At 70.2% G+C, this 16890-nt stretch carries 17 protein-coding genes; 12 read left to right on the top strand and 5 right to left on the bottom strand.

Features of this window, described 5'->3' with window-relative positions:
- The first annotated feature begins 74 nt into the window (after positions 1 to 74).
- The gene (locus tag MD221_RS10415) at positions 75 to 443 is read left to right on the top strand and encodes a BlaI/MecI/CopY family transcriptional regulator (protein ID WP_242111605.1); all 369 of its coding nucleotides are present in this window, start codon (positions 75 to 77) and stop codon (positions 441 to 443) included.
- On the top strand, positions 430 to 1860 hold the full coding sequence (locus tag MD221_RS10410) for a TonB family protein (protein WP_242111604.1): 1431 nt from the start codon (positions 430 to 432) through the stop codon (positions 1858 to 1860). The genes MD221_RS10415 and MD221_RS10410 overlap by 14 nt, the downstream gene beginning before the upstream one ends.
- A 30-nt stretch (positions 1861 to 1890) precedes the next feature.
- Here the strand turns inward: MD221_RS10410 and MD221_RS10405 are convergent, their stop codons facing one another.
- The 5 genes from MD221_RS10405 to MD221_RS10385 form a co-directional block, all read right to left on the bottom strand.
- Entirely contained in the window at positions 1891 to 2562 is a 672-nt protein-coding gene (locus MD221_RS10405) for an ATP-binding cassette domain-containing protein (RefSeq protein WP_242111603.1), read from the bottom strand.
- Positions 2562 to 3254 (bottom strand): molybdate ABC transporter permease subunit, encoded by a 693-nt coding sequence (gene modB / locus MD221_RS10400; protein ID WP_242111602.1) that lies wholly within the window; start codon positions 3252 to 3254, stop codon positions 2562 to 2564. Before modB ends, MD221_RS10405 begins: the two co-directional genes overlap by 1 nt.
- A 23-nt stretch (positions 3255 to 3277) precedes the next feature.
- Complete coding sequence (gene modA / locus MD221_RS10395) at positions 3278 to 4066, bottom strand: molybdate ABC transporter substrate-binding protein (RefSeq protein WP_242111601.1); 789 nt, start codon at positions 4064 to 4066, stop codon at positions 3278 to 3280.
- Positions 4067 to 4091: 25 nt separating this feature from the next.
- Positions 4092 to 4655: a hypothetical protein gene (locus tag MD221_RS10390; RefSeq protein WP_242111600.1), complete on the bottom strand. Its 564-nt coding sequence runs from the start codon at positions 4653 to 4655 to the stop codon at positions 4092 to 4094.
- 80 nt (positions 4656 to 4735) lie between these two features.
- Positions 4736 to 5584 carry a S1/P1 nuclease gene (locus MD221_RS10385; RefSeq protein WP_242111599.1) on the bottom strand — a complete coding sequence of 283 codons (849 nt, stop codon included), beginning with the start codon at positions 5582 to 5584 and terminating at the stop codon, positions 4736 to 4738.
- Between the two features lie 196 nt (positions 5585 to 5780).
- Here MD221_RS10385 and gap point away from each other — a divergent pair, with 196 nt between their 5' ends.
- The 10 genes from gap to MD221_RS10335 all read left to right on the top strand — a co-directional run bounded on the left by gap (position 5781) and on the right by MD221_RS10335 (position 16869).
- A complete protein-coding gene (gap, locus tag MD221_RS10380) occupies positions 5781 to 6779 on the top strand; it encodes a type I glyceraldehyde-3-phosphate dehydrogenase (RefSeq protein WP_242111597.1) in 999 nt (332 codons plus the stop codon).
- A gap of 90 nt (positions 6780 to 6869) precedes the next feature.
- Positions 6870 to 7352 carry a hypothetical protein gene (locus MD221_RS10375; RefSeq protein WP_242111595.1) on the top strand — a complete coding sequence of 161 codons (483 nt, stop codon included), beginning with the start codon at positions 6870 to 6872 and terminating at the stop codon, positions 7350 to 7352.
- Positions 7353 to 7569: 217 nt separating this feature from the next.
- Positions 7570 to 10242, top strand: a complete 2673-nt coding sequence (locus MD221_RS10370) for a DUF2339 domain-containing protein (protein WP_242111650.1) — start codon at positions 7570 to 7572, stop codon at positions 10240 to 10242.
- Positions 10239 to 11600 carry a DUF3999 domain-containing protein gene (locus MD221_RS10365; RefSeq protein ID WP_242111594.1) on the top strand — a complete coding sequence of 454 codons (1362 nt, stop codon included), beginning with the start codon at positions 10239 to 10241 and terminating at the stop codon, positions 11598 to 11600. Before MD221_RS10370 ends, MD221_RS10365 begins: the two co-directional genes overlap by 4 nt.
- Positions 11601 to 11699: 99 nt before the next feature.
- On the top strand, positions 11700 to 12890 hold the full coding sequence (locus tag MD221_RS10360; RefSeq protein WP_242111593.1) for a phosphoglycerate kinase: 1191 nt from the start codon (positions 11700 to 11702) through the stop codon (positions 12888 to 12890).
- A gap of 133 nt (positions 12891 to 13023) precedes the next feature.
- Positions 13024 to 13254: a DUF6289 family protein gene (locus tag MD221_RS10355; protein ID WP_242111592.1), complete on the top strand. Its 231-nt coding sequence runs from the start codon at positions 13024 to 13026 to the stop codon at positions 13252 to 13254.
- Between the two features lie 82 nt (positions 13255 to 13336).
- A complete protein-coding gene (locus MD221_RS10350; protein WP_242111590.1) occupies positions 13337 to 13549 on the top strand; it encodes a DUF6289 family protein in 213 nt (70 codons plus the stop codon).
- 132 nt (positions 13550 to 13681) lie between these two features.
- Positions 13682 to 15148, top strand: a complete 1467-nt coding sequence (gene pyk, locus MD221_RS10345) for a pyruvate kinase (protein ID WP_242111589.1) — start codon at positions 13682 to 13684, stop codon at positions 15146 to 15148.
- An 81-nt stretch (positions 15149 to 15229) separates the two neighbouring features.
- A complete protein-coding gene (locus MD221_RS10340; protein ID WP_242111588.1) occupies positions 15230 to 15748 on the top strand; it encodes a hypothetical protein in 519 nt (172 codons plus the stop codon).
- Positions 15749 to 15858: 110 nt separating this feature from the next.
- Positions 15859 to 16869: a class I fructose-bisphosphate aldolase gene (locus tag MD221_RS10335; RefSeq protein WP_242111587.1), complete on the top strand. Its 1011-nt coding sequence runs from the start codon at positions 15859 to 15861 to the stop codon at positions 16867 to 16869.
- The last annotated feature ends 21 nt before the right edge of the window (positions 16870 to 16890 follow it).

Here is a 16890-nt window from a genome sequence, read left to right as displayed (position 1 = left end):
TCGCCAGGGAGGGGGGGCTTGACAGCCCGAAAAATTACGCGCGTAATCATTAAAAATTTACGGATGTAATCGATATGCCGATCAGCGATGCCGAGGCCGTGGTCATGGAAGTGCTGTGGGAGCGCCACCCGCGCAGCGCCGAGGAGGTGGTCGCCGCGCTCGCGCACACCGACTGGGCCGAGCCCACGATCAAGACCCTGCTCAACAGGCTGCTGAACAAGGGGGCGGTCGAGGCGGCCAAGGAGGGGCGCCGCTACGCCTATTCGCCGGTGCTGGCGCGCGAGGACTGGATCGCCCAGCAGAGCACGGGACTGGTGCGGCGCCTGTTCGGCGGCCGCGTGGCGCCGCTGGTGGCGCATTTCAGCGAGCAGGGCGCGCTGAGCAAGGCCGACATCGCCGAGCTGCGCAAGCTGCTGGAGGAGATCGGCGATGACCCTGCATGACGGTTTTCGGTTGCTGCTCGAAACCGCTTGCGCCAGCGGCGCCGCGGTGCTTCTGGTACTGCTGTTGCGGCGGCCGTTGCGCAGGGCCTTCGGCGCGAACGCAGTCTATGCATCTTGGCTGCTGGTCCCAGCAGCGACCCTGGCGGTGGTGCTGCCCGCGCCCACGGTAGAGGCGGCGCTCGTGGCATTTCCCGTGACGCTTCCCGTCGCCGCTCGCGTCGTAGAGCCTGTTGCGTTCGATCCAGTTCCACTACTAATGGCGTCGTGGCTCGTCGGCGCCGTCTTGATGGTCTTACGGTACCTACGTTTGCAGCGGCGGTTCATGCGAGACCTGGGCGCATTGCGGGTGCTCGGAAAGGATCTGCTGCAAGCCGAATGCAGCGCCGGTTTGCCGGCGGTGATCGGCTTGAGGGCGCGCATCATCCTCCCCGTCGACTTCGATACACGCTACGACGCCGACGAACAGGAACTGATGCTCGCCCACGAACGCGTTCATGTCGTGCGCCGCGACGTGATCAGCAATGCCGTGGTCATCGTGTTCCGTTGTCTGTACTGGTTCAACCCCATTTTGTGGGCGGCGGCGGAGCGCTTCCGGCGCGATCAGGAACTGGCCTGCGACGAAACCGTGATCTCTCGCCATCCGAATGCTCGCCGCCGCTACGGCGAAGTGATGGTGAAAACGCAACTGTCGGCGTTACCCGTTCCGCTTGCCTGCCACTGGGTTGGTGGACATCCACTCAAGGAGAGAATTGCCATGCTCAAGCGTCCCGTGCCTTCCGTTCGCCGTTCACTGACGGGAGCGGCATTGGTGTGCCTGTTCGCTGCCGGCGGTGGTTTTGTCGCCTGGGCCGCCCAGCCGGCACAATTGCGGCAAACCGGTGATGCGCCGGCCGCGCCGGCGTCGGTCGACATCCAGTCCAAGAACATGAGCCCGCCGAAATATCCGTCCAACGCGGTCGAGAAGCGGCAGGGCGGCAGGGTGCTGTTGCGTATCCTGGTGGGAGTAGATGGCCGTGCCAAGGATGTGCGCGTTGAAAAGTCCGATCCCGCCGGCGTTTTCGACGAGTCGTCCATCGCCGCGGCCAGACTGTGGAAATTCGTCCCGGCAAGAGAGAAGGGCAGGCCGGTCGAAGGCTGGATCCGCGTGCCGATTGATTACGCGATGGACGACCCCGCGCGCGCTCCAGTGCCGCCCCCTCCGCCGCCGCCTCCTCCTCCTCCGCTGCCGCCGCCGCCCGCGCCGCCGGCTCCTCCGAAGCCGGTCGCCGTCGGCGCCAAGGGCTACGAGTGGATCCGCTTCGACGAAAAGAAGGGCGTCGAGGGCGTGCGGAATATGACGTGCGACATCGTGAGCATCGATCACCGTACCGGTTCGGGCTACTGCGGCATCCGCGAGGGTTCCTCGCCGCGCGGCTGACGCATGCGCCGCGAACGCCGCGGCGCCCGCTCAGTCGAAGGCGTGCACCGCGGCGGTCAGCCGGCCGATCTCCTCGGCGGAATGGCTGACGTAGACGATCGGCAGCGTGGTCTCGTCGCGCACGCGCTGCAGGTAGGGGATCAGCTCCTCGCGGCGCGCCTGGTCCAGGTTCGACAGCGGCTCGTCCAGCAGCAGGATGCGCGGCTGCGAGAGCAGGGCGCGGCCAATGGCCACGCGCTGCGCCTCGCCGCCGGAGAGCGTGGTGACGCGGCGCTTGAGCAGCTCGCCGATGCCCAGCAGCGCCACCACGTCGTCGAAGGCGAAGCGGAACGTCCGTCCTTCGGCGGCGGGGCTCTTGCGGGAGGACCCGCGCACGCCGTAGTTGAGGTTGCGGCGCACGTCCAGGTGCGGGAACAGCCGCGTGTCCTGGAACACGTAGCCGACGTGACGCCGGTGCGGCGGAAGATCGATGCCGCGCGCGCTGTCGAACAGGCAGCGCCCGTCGATCTCGATGCGTCCGCTGCTGGGCTTCACCAGGCCGGCGATGGCGTGCAGCACCGAGGTCTTGCCGGCGCCGGAATGCCCGCTGAGCGCGATCACGCGCGCCGTGTCCTCGATATGCACGCGGCGGCGGAAGGCGCCGCTGTGCGGCAGGCCGCGCTCGATCAGGCCGCGCTCGATCAGAATGTTGATCGTCAGCATCAATGTCCTCCGGCCCGGTGCGCGCGCCGCACCAGCCATTCGGAGACCATCAGCGCCAGCAGCGAAATGGCGACCGCGACCAGCGCCAGGCGCCAGATGCCGGACTCGCCGCCGGGGACCTGCATCAGCCCGTAGATCGCCGAGGAAATCGTCTGCGTCTCGCCGGGGATGCTGGAAACGAACGTGATGGTGGCGCCGAATTCGCCCAGCGCCTTGGCGAAGGCCAGCACCGCGCCGGCGACGATCCCGGGCCAGGCCAGCGGCAGGGTGATGCTGAGGAACACGCGCAGCGGACTGGCGCCGAGCGTGGCGGCGGCCTGCTCCAGGCGGCGGTCGGCGGCTTCCATCGAGACGCGGATGGTGCGCACCATCAGCGGGAAGCCCATCACCGCGCTGGCCAGCGCGGCGCCGGTCCAGCTGAAGGCGAACCCCACGCCCAGGCGCTCGGCCAGGAACGCGCCGATCACGCCCTTGTTGCCCAGCGCCACCAGCAACACGTAGCCGACCACCACCGGCGGCAGCACCAGCGGCAGGTGCACCAGCGCGTCGAGCAGGGATTTGCCGAGGAAGCGCTTGCGCGCCAGCAGCCATCCCATCGCCACGCCGAACGGCAGGCTCGCCAGCGACGCCACGGCGGCCACCTTCAGGCTGAGCAGGATCGCGGTGAGCTCGGCCGGCGTGAACTGCAGCATGCGATGCGTCTCTGCGCGGTCGCTCAGCGCACGGTGAAACCGTGCTTGCGGAAGATCGCCGTGGCCTCGGCGCTTTGCAGCCATCGCACGAACGCCGCCGCCTTGGGGTGCGTGCTCGCCTTCAGGCGCGCGACCGGGTAGACGATCTGCGGATGCGAATCGGCGGGAAAGGTCGCCAGCACGCGCACCCGCGGCTCGGCCTTGGCGTCGCTGCCGTAGACCACGCCCAGCGGCGCCTCGCCGCGCGCCACCAGCAGCAGCGCCGCGCGCACGTTCTCGGCCTCGGCCACGCGCGGCTGCAGCGCCTGCCACATGCCCAGCGAGGTGAAGGCGGCCTTGGCGTACTTGCCGGCCGGCACGCTTTCGGTCAGCGCCAATGCGATGCGGCCCTCGCCCAGCAGCGGGCGCAGGTCGGCGCCGTGCTCGAGCGCAGGCGCGCGCGCCGCGCTGGCGGCGGGTGCGATCAGCACCAGGGTATTGCCGAGCAGGTCGTGGCGCGTGGCGACATCGATCAGGTTCTGCTTCTGCAGCGTATCCATCCAGTCCAGGTCGGCGGAGACGAAGACGTCGGCCGGTGCGCCCTGCTCGATCTGGCGGGCCAGCGCGGAACTGCCGCCGTAGGACACGCGCACCGCGGGGCCCTGCGCCTTCTGGAAGCTCGCCGCGGCCTCGTCCATCGATTCCTTGAGACTGGCGGCGGCGAACACCGTCAGCGGTGCATCCGCGCTTTCGGCGGCATGCGCCGCGGCGGCGCAGCACAGGCTCAATGCGAGGAGGAGGCGGCGCGACCAGCGGCGGAAGAGGGCGTTCATGGCGGGCTCCGATGGGGCGGATGCGTCAGGGGGCGACGATGACGGTGAGGGACTTGAGCTGGCGCACCCAGCGCGCCGGCCGCGCGTCCTGCGGCGCGATCAGCCGCAGCGGACCGTCTTCGGCGCCCAGCGGCGCGCCGTCGCAGCGATCGACCACGAACACCTTGCGGTCGCCCAGGCTCGGGTCGAGTTCGGCCAGCGCATAGAGCGCGCGATAGCCGTCGTTGCCGTCGGCCTGCACGTAGCGCGCCAGTTGCGGGCCGCGCAGCGGCTCGACGGGCATGGCGCCGGTGGCGCGCAGCAGTGTCGACAGTGCGATCCCTTCGCAGCGCAGCGCTTGCCTGTGGGCACTGGCGTTGACCGCCTCGCGCGGCAGCGACGCCAGCGTGGCGGCATCCAGCGGCACGACCACGGGCGAGGCGATCGGCGCGGCTTGCGGCGGGGCGGCGTGCAGGCGGGGATCGTGCGCCTGCGCGGGGTGGCTGTCGTGATTGCCGGCTGGCGCCGGCGCGGCCGCGCGCTGCGCTTGGCCGGTGCTGGCGCAGGCGGACAATGCGAGGATCAGTAGTGCCAGGGCGGAACGGATCACGGCGGGCTCCGGTGCGATCGAACGGCCAGCCTGCAACAAGCCGGCGGCCATGACAACGTCGCGCCGCGCGGCGCGCGCGCTCAGTCGGTCAGCGTCTCGTTCAGCAGCGCCGCCAGGCGGTACGCGGCCTGGCGCACGCGCTGTTCGGCGAGCGGACGCTGCGCCTGCAGATAGCCGATGTCGAGCTTGTGCTGCGCGGGATACAACTGCCGCGCATCGATCAGGCGGCAGGATTCACCGGCCCAGGCGGGCGCATCGGCCGGCGCGATCGCCTTGGCGGGCGTCGGCCAGGGCAGGCCGTCGTCGAGCAGGGCGCTGTAGGCGTCGGCGTCGAGCTTGCGCGAAGCCAGGATGTAGTAGTCCCAGACCGAGTGCAGGTTGGTGCCCATCACGCCGTCGACGTAGTTCTTGCGCGCATAGGCTTCCGGCGGGATGTCGGTGGTCAGGCTGATCTGGAATCCGTTGCCGCCCTTGTCGTCGCGGTTGCTTGCGTGGAAGGGCTGGTGCACGTCGCCGACGAAATGCACCAGGAACTTCAGCGCGTCGCGGCGCGCCGCCAGCGGCTGGCTGCGGTCGCCGAGCAGGGTGGCCTGGCGCTGGATCTGCGCGACCACGCAGTTGCCGTCGGGGCAGTCGCGCTCGGGCGCGTAGCCGCACTCGGCGGTGGTCTTGATGTAGTGCCAGGACGAGGTGCGCTTGAAGCGCTCGGGGTCGTCGTTGCGCATGGCGTCGGCCCAGGAGGCGATGCCGCCCAGGCTCGGGTCCGGCTCGCCGGCCAGCAGCGCATCCACCTGGGCGCGCGCGGCCGGCGTGAGGTGGCGCTGGGCGATCTCGCCGACCATGCGGTGGCCGAGCCCGCCCCAGGCCAGCGCGAGCGGGGCGGCCAGCAGCAGGCAGGCCGCGGCGAACAGTCGTGTGAACGTTTTCATGGATGGCGGCTGGGGCTGGATGGGAGAAGCCGTTAAAATACCCGAGTCATACGACCATGACGCTTTTGCGGCGAAATGACACGGCCTTCGCGCCGTTGCGGTTCTCATGGTCCGGTCCGGGATGCGGCGGGCGCCTGCGGCGCCGCCGGACCCGCGGCCTCCTTTCCCTTTCCCCTTCCGGTAGGAGCGTTCCAACATGGCGATCAAGGTAGGCATCAACGGCTTCGGCCGCATCGGCCGCAACGTGCTGCGCGCGGCGGTGCAGAACTTCCCGGACATCGAGATCGTCGCGATCAACGACCTGCTGGAGCCGGACTACCTCGCCTACATGCTGCGCTACGACTCCGTGCACGGGAATTTCAAGGGCGAAGTGGAAGTGTCCGGCAACGACCTGGTGGTCAACGGCAAGAAGATCCGCCTCACCCAGGAGCGCGATCCGGCCAACCTGAAGTGGGATGCGGTCGGCGCCGACGTGGTGATCGAGTCCACCGGCCTGTTCCTCAGCAAGGACACCGCGCAGAAGCATCTGGACGCCGGCGCGAAGAAGGTGATCCTCTCGGCCCCGTCCAAGGACGACACGCCGATGTTCGTGTTCGGCGTGAACCACGAGACCTACAAGGGCGAGGCGATCGTCTCCAACGCCTCGTGCACCACCAACTGCCTGGCGCCGCTGGCCAAGGTGCTGCACGACAAGTGGGGCATCAAGCGCGGCCTGATGACCACCGTGCATGCCACCACCGCCACCCAGAAGACCGTCGACGGCCCGTCCAACAAGGACTGGCGCGGCGGCCGCGGCATCCTCGAGAACATCATTCCCTCCAGCACCGGCGCGGCCAAGGCGGTGGGCGTGGTGATCCCGGAGCTCAACAAGAAGCTCACCGGCATGTCCTTCCGCGTGCCGACCTCCGACGTCTCGGTGGTGGACCTGACCGCCGAGCTGGAGAAGCCGGCCAGCTACGCCGAGATCTGCGCGGAGATGAAGGCGCAGAGCCAGGGCGCGCTCAAGGGCATCCTCGGCTACACCGAGGACAAGGTGGTGGCCACCGACTTCCGCGGCGACGCCCGCACCTCGATCTTCGACGCCGACGCCGGCATCGCGCTGGACCCGACCTTCGTCAAGCTGGTGAGCTGGTACGACAACGAATGGGGCTATTCCAACAAGTGCCTGGAGATGGCGCGGGTGGTCAGCGGCTGAGCTATGATCGCAGCGAAGCCGCTTTCGACGTGCACGGAAAGCCCGGGCTGGTTTTTTCGGCGTGAACCCAACAACGGAGGTCTGAGGGTGATGAAAACCAAGAAATTATTGACGACGGTCGCGGTATTGCTGCTCGCCCTGTCGACGTCCTTCGTGGCCAGCGCCGACGGCGCCAAGGGCGGCGAGAAGTACAGCATGGCCTTCCTGCGCTCGAACTTGGTCGAGGGCAAGACGACGATGGACGAGGCCAAGCGCAAGCTCGGCAAGCCCGCGGACATTCGCCGCACCTCGAGCAGCGAGGGCGATTCGGAACGCTGGACCTACAACAAGAACCGCGAGGGCGGCCGTGGCCTGCTCAGCCGGTTCGGCAAGATCGCCGGCGGCGTGCACGATGCCATCGGCGGCAGCGTCGGCTCGGCCGTGGCCAGCAATGCGGCCGGCAGCGCGAGCAGCAGCGTGGGCGGCGTGGACGATGTCAGGGAAGGGATGTCCGGGGAAAGCCGGGACTTCAACACCATCGAGCTGTATTTCGAGAACGGCGTGCTGCGCAGGTACGAGCTCAGCAAGGAATAAGGGCCGTTTCCGGTCCGTCCATCGGGACCGCCCAGCATGCTTCGAAGCCCCGCCCCGGCGGGGCTTCGCGTATCCGCCGCCGGTCGTCGATGCGGCCCTGGCCCGCAGGTAGCGTTATCCGCTACCGGCGTGGCCGGCGCTTGGCGGTCCATGCCGCACTGGTTAATGTCTGGCGACATGCGCCTGGATGGCGCGAATCGAGGCCTTGATGGATACGTTGGAGTCGCTGCTCGTTTTTGGGGGGCTGGTGGCGTTGGCGGTGCCGGTGCTGCTGGTCGTGGCGCTGGTGTCGGTGACCAGCCTGCGGCATCGGGTCGCGGATCTGGAGCGGCAGGTCGACCGGCTGCGGCAGGCGACACGCCAGGCGGACGCGCCCGCAGCCAGGGCGGACGAGCGCCAGGAGACGGCCGTCGTCCCGCCTCCGGCGCCGCCCGCGCCGCGCCCTGCGTCCGAGCTTCCGGTGGCCGCGACGCCGGCCGCCGCGCCATCGACGCCACCGGCGCCCAGGCCCGTGCCCGCCGCCCCCGCCGCCCCCGCCGCGCCACCACCGCTGCCGCAGCCGCCCAGGGCCCCGGCGCCGCCCAGCGTCGTGGAGGTCGCGCTGCGCGCGGTCAGGAACTGGTTCACCACCGGCAACCTGCCGGTGAAGATCGGCATGCTGGTGCTGCTGGCCGGTATCGCATCCTTGCTCAAGTACGCCAGCGACCAGGGATGGCTGCGCCTGCCGATCGAACTGCGCCTGACGGGCGTGGCCGCCTTCGCGCTGGCCGGCCTGGTGTTCGGTTGGCGCCAGCGCGAGCGCCGGCGCAGTTTCGGCCTGGCCCTGCAGGGCGGCGCGATCGGCGTGCTGCTGCTGACGGTCTTCGCCGCGTTCAAGCTGTACGCGCTGATGGACGCAGGCGTGGCCTTCGCGCTGAGCGTGGCGCTGGTGGCGGGGCTGGGCGTGCTCGCGGTGGCGCAGAACACGCGCACGCTGGCCGTGCTCGGCATCCTCGCCGGGTTCCTCGCCCCGATCTGGCTGTCCACCGGAAGCGGCAACCACGTCGCGCTGTTCTCCTACTACGCGGTGCTCAACGCCGCGATCCTGGCGATCGCGTGGTGGCGTCCGTGGCGCGTGCTCAACCTGCTCGGATTCGTCTTCACCTGGGGCATCGGCACGCTCTGGGGCGTGCTGCAGTACGACCCGGCCAAGTTCGCCAGCACGCAGCCCTTCCTGCTGCTGTTCTTCGCCTTCTACCTGCTGATTCCGATCCTCTACGCGCGCCGGCGCCCGGCGCGGCGGCGCGATCCGATCGACGGCTGCCTGCTGTTCGGCACGCCGCTGGTCGCGTTCGTGCTGCAGGCCGGATTGCTGGAAGGCGCGCGGATGCCGCTGGCCTACTGCGCCCTGGGGCTGGCCGCGCTGTACGCGGGGCTGGCGTGGGCGCTGATCCGGCGCGAGCGCTTCGCCATCCTCGGCCAGGCGCATGCCCTGCTGGCGGTCGGGTTCGCCACGCTGGCGGTGCCGCTGGCCCTGTCCGCGCGCGCCACCGCCAGCGTCTTCGCGCTGGAAGGCGCGGCCCTGGTGTGGCTGGGGCTGAAGCAGCAGCGTCGCCTGCCGCAGTTCACCGGCGCGGGCCTGCAACTGGCGGCCGCGTTCGCCTTGCTGGCGTCGTGGGACCTCTGGCATACCGACGTCGCGCTGTTCTTGAATCCGACCTACATGGGCGCGCTGCTGATCGCCGTCGCCGGCCTGGTCAGCGCCCACGGCTACCGCGCCGCCGGCCGGCCACAGCTGGCGCTGCCGTACTACCTCTGGGGCCTGGCCTGGTGGTGCGGCGCGGCGATGCGGGAAATCTCGCAGCTGCCCGCTGCGTGGAACGCCGAGGCGGACGCGTTGCTGGCGCTGGCGGCCGTGACCGGCTGGCTGGCGGCCGAGGCGCATCGCCGGCGTCCGGCGCCTGCCCTGGCGCTGACCACCCTGGCCGGCCTGCTGGCGGCGATGCCGCTGGCGCTGATGCAGACGATGGCCCATGCGCAGCCCTTCGCCGCCTGCGGCCTGTGGGCCTGGCTGGCGTTCGCGGTGCTGGGCGTGCGCAGCCTGCTGTGCCTGCGCCAGGCGGGCGATCGCTTCGCGGCGTGGGCGCAGTTCCTGTGGTGGCTGGTGTGGCCGCTGGTCTTCTCGCTGCTGTTCGGGTGGGTCGCCGACCGCTTCGATCTGGCGCAGGGCTGGGCCTTGGCACTGGGCGTGCTGCCGTGGCTGGCGGTGGCCTGGGGATCGCTGTCGCGCTGGAACTGGCTGGCCGCGCCGCTCGGCGAGCGCTTCGCGGCGCGGCGCGCACTGCTGCAGACCGTCTATTTCGGCGTGCTGTGGCTGGGCTGGCTGTACATGCTGCTGCAGCCCGCTTCGGCCGCGCCCCTGCCGTGGGTACCGCTGTTGAACGCTTCGGAGCTGGCGCAACTGGCGATCCTGCTGCTGACCGGCCGCTGGCTGCAATCGCCGCTGGCGCCGCACGGGCTGACGCTGTGGCGCAGGCACCTGCTGCTCGGCGGCGGCTTCGCCTGGCTGACGATGATGGTGCTGCGCGCGGTGCACCACTGGGGCGGCACGCCCTGGTCGCCGGACATGTTCTCCGCCGGCCTGGTGCAGACCAGCCTGACGGTGACCTGGAGCGTGCTCGGCGTGCTCGGCTGGATCCTCGGCTCGCGCGGCGGCCGGCGCAGCCTGTGGCTGGCCGGCGCGGTGCTGATGGGCGTGGTCCTGGCCAAGCTCGTGCTGATCGACCGCACGCACCTGGGCAACCTGCTGGGCATCGGTTCCTTCATCGCCTATGGCCTGCTGTGCACGGTGGTGGGATTCTTCGCACCGGCCCCGCCGCGGTCGAATTCCGAGGAGCCCGTGAGGACATGAAGCACGCCATCTGGCTTTCGCTGTTGCTGCCGCTCGCCGCCGGCGCCGCCGCGCGCGAGGATTACGCGCGGCAATGGCCGCTGGCCTTGCAGAACGCCGATTCGGGCGCGTACCGCGTCGAACTCACGCCCGAGATCTACCGGAGCGTGCAGTCGGCGGCCCTGCGCGACCTGGACGTGGTGAACGCCGACGGCGTCGCGGTGCCGGCGGACGTGTTCGCCGCCGAACAGTCCGGTCCGGACACGGCGCGCGAGACCGAACTGCCCTGGTTCCCGCTGCCGGCGGGCGAGGGCGGCACGGCCGGCGACCTGAGCATCCTCGCCGAGCGCAACGCCGACGGCAGCGTGCGCAACCTGCAGGCGCGGGCCACCACGACCGCCGCCGCCGGCGCCGATACCGGCTGGCTGATCGACGCCAGCCGGCTGCGCGACCCCATCCTCGACCTGCAACTGCAGTGGGCGCCGGTCGATGCGCCGCTCGACCGGCCCTATCGCCTGGAGGGCAGCGACGACCTGCGCGAGTGGCGGACCTTGAACGCGCGCGCGCAATTGGTCGATCTGAACAACGCCGGCCATCGCCTGCGTCAGGACCGGGTGGACGTGAACGCGGCCGCGCACTATCTGCGCCTGACGCCGCTGCGCCGCGCCGGCGCGCCGAAACTGCTGGCGGTGCGCGCGCGCCTGGCCACGGTCGCGGCGCAGCCCTGGCAATGGCGCGAGCTCGCCGGCAGGCGCACGCGCGATGCCAACGGCGATGAAGCGATCGAGTACGAACTGGACGGGCGCTTCCCGATCGAGCGCGTCGACCTGCAACTGGCGGCCAACGACGGCGGCGAGTGGATGCTCGAATCACGCGCCGGCCCGGAACAGGCGTGGACGAGCGCCGCCGACTGGGTGGCCTACCGCGTCGACGACGGCGAGCGCTCCAACCGTTCGCCGCCGCAGCCGCTGTCCGCGCCCACGCGCGACGCCCATTGGCGGCTGCGCGGGCGCAACGGCCTGCCCGCGGGCGCGGCGCCGCGCCTGCGCCTGGGCTATCTGCCCGAAAGCCTGGTGTTCCTGGCGCAGGGCCGTGCGCCCTATGCGCTGGTGGCCGGCAGCCGGCGCACGCAGCGGCAGGCCGCGCCGCTGTCGCAGATGCTCGATGCGCTGCGCCAAGCGCGCGGCGCCCAATGGAGGCCGGCGGCCGCGACGGTCGGCCCGGGCCGGGAGCTCGGCGGCGCAAGCGCCCTGCAGCCGGCCGAGAAACCGCGCGACTGGAAGGCCTGGCTGCTGTGGGGCGTGCTGATCGCCGCCGCCGCATTGGTGGCCGGCTTCGCGCTGAGCCTGCTGCGCAAGCCCAGGTCCGGGCCATCCTGAAGACGGCGGCGCGCGCCGGAACGGCCGGCGTCCTCGGTTTGCCTCGGTCGCGCCGGCTGCGGACAATGTCCGCCCCGTTTTCGTCACAGGACCCGCGCGATGCCCATCCTCCGCATGACCGACCTCGATCTGACAGGCAAGCGCGTGCTGATCCGACAGGACCTGAACGTCCCGGTCGAACATGCCGACGGACAGCCGGGCCGGGTCACCTCGGACCAGCGCATCACCGCCTCGCTGCCGACGCTGCGCCAGGCGCTGGAGCGCGGGGCCGCGGTGATGGTGATGTCGCACCTGGGCCGGCCGAAGGAAGGCGTGTGGAGCGAGGCCGACTCGCTGGCGCCGGTGGCCGCGCGCCTGTCCGAACTGCTCAGGCGCGAAGTGCCGCTGGTGCGCGACTATCTGGACGGCGTCGAGGTCGCGCCGGGCCAGCTGGTGCTGCTGGAGAACTGCCGCATGAACGTGGGCGAGGGCAAGGACGACGAGGCCTTGGCCAAGCGCTACGCCGCGCTGTGCGACGTGTTCGTGATGGACGCCTTCGGCACCGCGCATCGCGCGCAGGCCTCCACGCACGGCGTGATCAAGCAGGCCGGCCAGGCCGCCGGCGGCCCTTTGCTGATGGCCGAACTGGATGCGCTGGCGAAGGCGCTCGACACGCCGGCGCGGCCGCTGCTGGCGATCGTCGCCGGCTCCAAGGTCTCCACCAAGCTGGAACTGCTGTCCTCGCTGGTCGGCAAGGTCGACCAGCTCATCGTCGGCGGCGGCATCGCCAACACCTTCATCGCCGCGCAGGGGCATGGCGTCGGCAAGTCGCTGGTGGAAATGGACCTGATCGAGACCGCGAAACGGATCATCGCCGACGCCAAGGCGCGCGGCGCCGACATCCCGATTCCGAGCGACGTCGTGGTCGCGCCGGCCTTCAGCGCCGACGCCCCGGCCATGGTGAAGGCGGTGGACGCGGTGGCCGCGGACGACATGATCCTGGACATCGGCCCGGAGACCGCGCGCCGCTATGCCGAGCTGATCGCCAAGGCGGGCACCGTGGTGTGGAACGGCCCGGTGGGCGTGTTCGAGTTCGACGCCTTCGGCAAGGGCACCGAAACGCTGGCGCGCGCGATCGCGGCGTCGAAGGCCTTCTCCATCGCCGGCGGCGGCGACACGCTGGCGGCGGTGGACAAGTACGGGATCGCCGACGAGATCGGCTACATCTCCACCGGCGGCGGCGCGTTCCTGGAGTTTCTGGAAGGCAAGCAGCTGCCGGCGGTGGCGGCGCTGGAAGCGCGCGCCGGCTGAGGCGCGCAGCGGCCGCCGGCCCGGCGTGCGCCTCCATGCGGTGGCGCACGTCAAGGCTGTGACGGCTGCAATGGTTGCGCCCGCGGCGCGCTTCTATAGTCCGGCGTGCGTTCACTCCGACGGAGAAGCCGCCATGCGCCATGTACGATCGCTGTCGTTCGCTGGCCTGCTGTCCTGCGCCGCGCTGTTGTCGGGCGCGGTGATCGCCGGACCGCCCGGACAGTGGTACACCACCAGCTACTATGCCGACGTGTCGAAGAGCGGCGATCCGGTCGGCGGCAACCACGCCGATTGCGGCGGGTTCTTCCAGTCCTGGGGCGAGACGTCCCCCTATTACACGCGCGTCTTCGGTGATTGCCGTTGAGACGCGGCGCCCGGTGCCGCGTCGGGGCCCGCGCTATGCTGCGGCCGCGGCGCCATGCCGCGAAAAAACGGAGAGGATTTCAATGCAAGGCATCAAGATGATTGTATTGGGAGCTTTGCTGGCCGTTTCGGCCGGCACCGGTGCGGCCGCCAGGGTCGATTGCTGCTATCCGGGAACCGTCGTCTATTACGACGACGCGGGCACGGTCGTCGGCGTGCGCATGTATGGCTGCGGCGATCCCGGATGGGGCATCGTGACCCTCCGATCCAAGGCCTACAACGGCTGCATCATGTAACGCCGCCGTTACAGGGACGTCAGCGACCCGGGCGACCGGGTCGTTCCGTTTCCGGCGCAGCGCGGCGCGGGCGCCGCACCGGCAACGCGTCTGGGCTAGCATAGCGATGCACACTTTCCCCTTGCCCAAGACATGACCGACCATCGCCGCCGTACCCGCATCCTCGCCACCCTCGGTCCGGCCACCGATGCGCCGGGCGTGCTGGAGGCCATCCTGCGCGCGGGCGTGAACGCGGTGCGGCTCAACTTCTCGCACGGCGATCCGTCCGGCCAGCTGGCGCGCGCGCAGCAGGTGCGCGAGGTCGCGGCGCGGCTGGGCATGGAAGTCGGCATCCTGGCCGATCTGCCGGGACCGAAGATCCGCGTCGAGCGCTTCGCCGAAGGGCGCGTGGCGCTGCGCGCGGGCGAGCGCTTCGACCTGCTGGCCAGCGCCGACGCGCCGCCCGGCGACGGACGCCAGGTCGGCGTGAGCTACCTCGGCCTGCCGCAGGACGTGGTGCCCGGCGACGTGCTGCTGCTCGACGACGGCGTGGTGCAGCTGCAGGTGGAGCGGATCGAGGGCGAACGCATCGTCACCAGGGTGCTCAACGACAGCGTGCTGTCCGACCGCAAGGGCTTGAACAAGCAGGGCGGCGGCCTGTCGCTGGGCGCGCTGACCGAGCGCGACCGCGAGCTGATCGCGGTCGCCGCGCAGATGGACGCGGACTTCATCGCCGTGTCCTTCTGCCGCAACGCCGAGGACATGCACGAGGCGCGCCGCATCGCGCGCGAGCACGGCAGCGACGCCGCGCTGGTGTCGAAGATCGAGCGCGCCGAGGCGATCGAGAACCTGGCCGAGATCGTCGAGGCCAGCGACGTGGTGATGGTGGCGCGCGGCGACCTGGGCGTGGAGATCGGTGACGCCGAGCTGCCGGGCCTGCAGAAGAAGATCATCCGCGAGTCGCTGGCGCGCAACCGCGTGGTGATCACCGCCACGCAGATGCTGCAGTCGATGGTCGACAGCCCGGTGCCGACGCGCGCGGAGGTGCTGGACGTGGCCAACGCCGTGATCGACGGCACCGACGCGGTGATGCTGTCGCAGGAAACCGCGGTCGGCCACTTCCCGGTGCGCACGGTCGAGGCGATGGCGCGGGTGTGCGTGGGCGCCGAGCGCCAGTTCGAATCCGATACCGACTTCGAGAAGGCGCCGCGCGACCTGGAGCGCGCCGACCAGGCGATCGCGATGGCCGCGATGTTCCTCACCGAACACATCGGCGTGCGCGCCATCGTGGCCATGACCGAGTCCGGCGGCACCGCGCGCTACCTATCGCGCTTCCGCTCCAGCGCGCCGATCTACGCCTTCTCGCGCCATGTCGGCGCGCGCCGGCGCATGAGCCTGATGCGCGACGTGTTCGCCTTCGACTACGACAGCCGCGGGCAGACGCCGCGCGAGGCGGCGCGCGGCAGCGTGCGCCTGCTGGTCGAGGCCGGCCTGCTCTCCTCGGGCGAGCGGCTGGTGTTCACCAGCGGCGAGCACATGGAAACCCACGGCGCCACCAACACCCTGCGCCTGCTGCAGGTGGGCGAGGGCGGACGGGCCGAGGGCCTGGGCGAGCTGTAAGCGGACCCGCCCGGGGGCGCCAGCCGGCGGCAATTTCAAGGAGAGGCCATGACCAGAACCAACGCGTTTTCGCTGTTGTGCATGATCATCCGCGCCTTCGCGGTGCTGCAGGTGGTCAGCATGGTGCTGCTGTTGCCGGGCATCGTGGTCCAGATCCGCGAAACGGCGGCGGCCGGCGGGAATCCCTGGTTGTTCGCGATCCCGATCGGCGTGGCATTGTTGATGGTGGCGGCGCTGTGGCTGTTCGCCGACAAGCTGGCGCGGCTGGCGTTGACGCGGCCGCAGGATCACGTGTTCGAAAGCGACCTCGACGCCTCGACCTGGTTTGGCCTGATCCTGGCCGGCATCGGCGCCTGGTATTTCTTCGGCGGCCTGCTTGATGGCGTCCGTCTCGGCGCCCAGGCTTTCTTCTATGCCAATTATCGTCCGGAAGGCACGCCATTGGATCTGCCTCCCGATTTCTGGATGGCGGTGATCACGGCACTGGTGCAGTTGGTCCTGGGCGTGGCGTTGACGCTGCGCGGCCGGGGATTGGCCGCGTTGCTGTGGCGCCTGCGCTATGCCGGAATGCGAGCGGACGGGGACGGAAGCCGGGAGTAGACGAGAGGAATGCCGAGGCTGAAAACGGTTGCAAGGGCTGGCGATGCCGGCGCCTTAACGCGCCCCCCGCTATAATTCGCGGTTCCTCCCGCCGCCATCGAATCCAAGACATGAGCATCGAACAGCTTGCCGAAACCGCCCTGGCCATGGTCGCGCCGGGCAAGGGCATCATCGCCATCGACGAGTCGAACAACACCATCAAGAAGCGCTTCGACGGCGTCGGCATCGAGAATTCCGAAGAGAACCGCCGCGCCTACCGCGAACTGCTGCTGACCACGCCCAAGCTCGGCGACTACATCAGCGGCGCGATCCTCTACGACGAGACCATCCGCCAGTCCACCAAGGCCGGCGTGCCGTTCACCAAGGTCATGGCCGACAACGGCGTGATCCCCGGCATCAAGGTCGACAAGGGCCCGTTCGCACTCGCCGGCTTCCCCGGCGAGACGGTCACCGAGGGCCTGGACGGCCTGCGCGCGCGCCTGGAGGAGTACTACAAGCTCGGCGCCCGCTTCGCCAAGTGGCGCGCGGTGATCAACATCGGCGAGGACATCCCCTCCGGCACCTGCATCGAGGCCAATGCCCACGCGCTGGCGCGCTACGCCGCGCTGTGCCAGGAGCAGGGCCTGGTGCCGATGGTGGAGCCGGAAGTGCTGATGGACGGCAACCACGACATCGAGACCTGCTACGAGGTCACCGAGGTGACGCTGCGCGCGCTGTTCGACGCGCTGTACCAGCAGAACGTCGCCCTGGAGGGCACGATCCTGAAGGCCTCGATGGTGCTGCCGGGCAGCGACAGCGGCGAGAAGGCCAGCGTCGACGAGGTGGCCGAGGCCACGCTGATGTGTCTGAAGTCGGCCGTGCCGGCGATCCTGCCGGGCATCGTCTTCCTCTCCGGCGGGCAGAGCGACGAGGACGCCACCGCGCATCTGGACGCGATGAACCGCCTGGGCCCGAACCCGTGGCCGCTGTCGTTCTCCTACGGCCGCGCCATGCAGTCGGCCGCGCTGCAGCTGTGGTCGAAGGACCTGGCCGGCAACGTCGCCAAGGCGCAGGAAACCGTCTACGCCCGCGCCAAGGACAACGGCCTGGCCGCGCTGGGCAAGTGGAAGTCGGCGGCGTAAGCGCCGCCTTCGATGCAACGA

The organism is Luteimonas aquatica (assembly GCF_022662575.1).
GTDB lineage: Bacteria > Pseudomonadota > Gammaproteobacteria > Xanthomonadales > Xanthomonadaceae > Luteimonas > Luteimonas aquatica.
The sequence above is the reverse complement of the archived record's forward strand: the minus strand, read 5'-3'. Positions and strand labels throughout refer to the sequence as shown.

What these genes read in the sequence shown, in the direction of transcription:
- MD221_RS10405 (WP_242111603.1), bottom strand. Translation starts at nt 2,562, where the DNA reads ATGCTGACGATCAACATTCTGATCGAGCGCGGCCTGATCGAGCGCGGC.
- MD221_RS10385 (WP_242111599.1), bottom strand. Translation starts at nt 5,584, where the DNA reads ATGAAAACGTTCACACGACTGTTCGCCGCGGCCTGCCTGCTGCTGGCC.
- pyk (WP_242111589.1), top strand. Translation starts at nt 13,682, where the DNA reads ATGACCGACCATCGCCGCCGTACCCGCATCCTCGCCACCCTCGGTCCG.
- modB (WP_242111602.1), bottom strand. Translation starts at nt 3,254, where the DNA reads ATGCTGCAGTTCACGCCGGCCGAGCTCACCGCGATCCTGCTCAGCCTG.
- modA (WP_242111601.1), bottom strand. Translation starts at nt 4,066, where the DNA reads ATGAACGCCCTCTTCCGCCGCTGGTCGCGCCGCCTCCTCCTCGCATTG.
- MD221_RS10350 (WP_242111590.1), top strand. Translation starts at nt 13,337, where the DNA reads ATGCAAGGCATCAAGATGATTGTATTGGGAGCTTTGCTGGCCGTTTCG.
- MD221_RS10375 (WP_242111595.1), top strand. Translation starts at nt 6,870, where the DNA reads ATGAAAACCAAGAAATTATTGACGACGGTCGCGGTATTGCTGCTCGCC.
- gap (WP_242111597.1), top strand. Translation starts at nt 5,781, where the DNA reads ATGGCGATCAAGGTAGGCATCAACGGCTTCGGCCGCATCGGCCGCAAC.
- MD221_RS10360 (WP_242111593.1), top strand. Translation starts at nt 11,700, where the DNA reads ATGCCCATCCTCCGCATGACCGACCTCGATCTGACAGGCAAGCGCGTG.
- MD221_RS10365 (WP_242111594.1), top strand. Translation starts at nt 10,239, where the DNA reads ATGAAGCACGCCATCTGGCTTTCGCTGTTGCTGCCGCTCGCCGCCGGC.
- MD221_RS10410 (WP_242111604.1), top strand. Translation starts at nt 430, where the DNA reads ATGACCCTGCATGACGGTTTTCGGTTGCTGCTCGAAACCGCTTGCGCC.
- MD221_RS10355 (WP_242111592.1), top strand. Translation starts at nt 13,024, where the DNA reads ATGCGCCATGTACGATCGCTGTCGTTCGCTGGCCTGCTGTCCTGCGCC.
- MD221_RS10415 (WP_242111605.1), top strand. Translation starts at nt 75, where the DNA reads ATGCCGATCAGCGATGCCGAGGCCGTGGTCATGGAAGTGCTGTGGGAG.
- MD221_RS10340 (WP_242111588.1), top strand. Translation starts at nt 15,230, where the DNA reads ATGATCATCCGCGCCTTCGCGGTGCTGCAGGTGGTCAGCATGGTGCTG.
- MD221_RS10335 (WP_242111587.1), top strand. Translation starts at nt 15,859, where the DNA reads ATGAGCATCGAACAGCTTGCCGAAACCGCCCTGGCCATGGTCGCGCCG.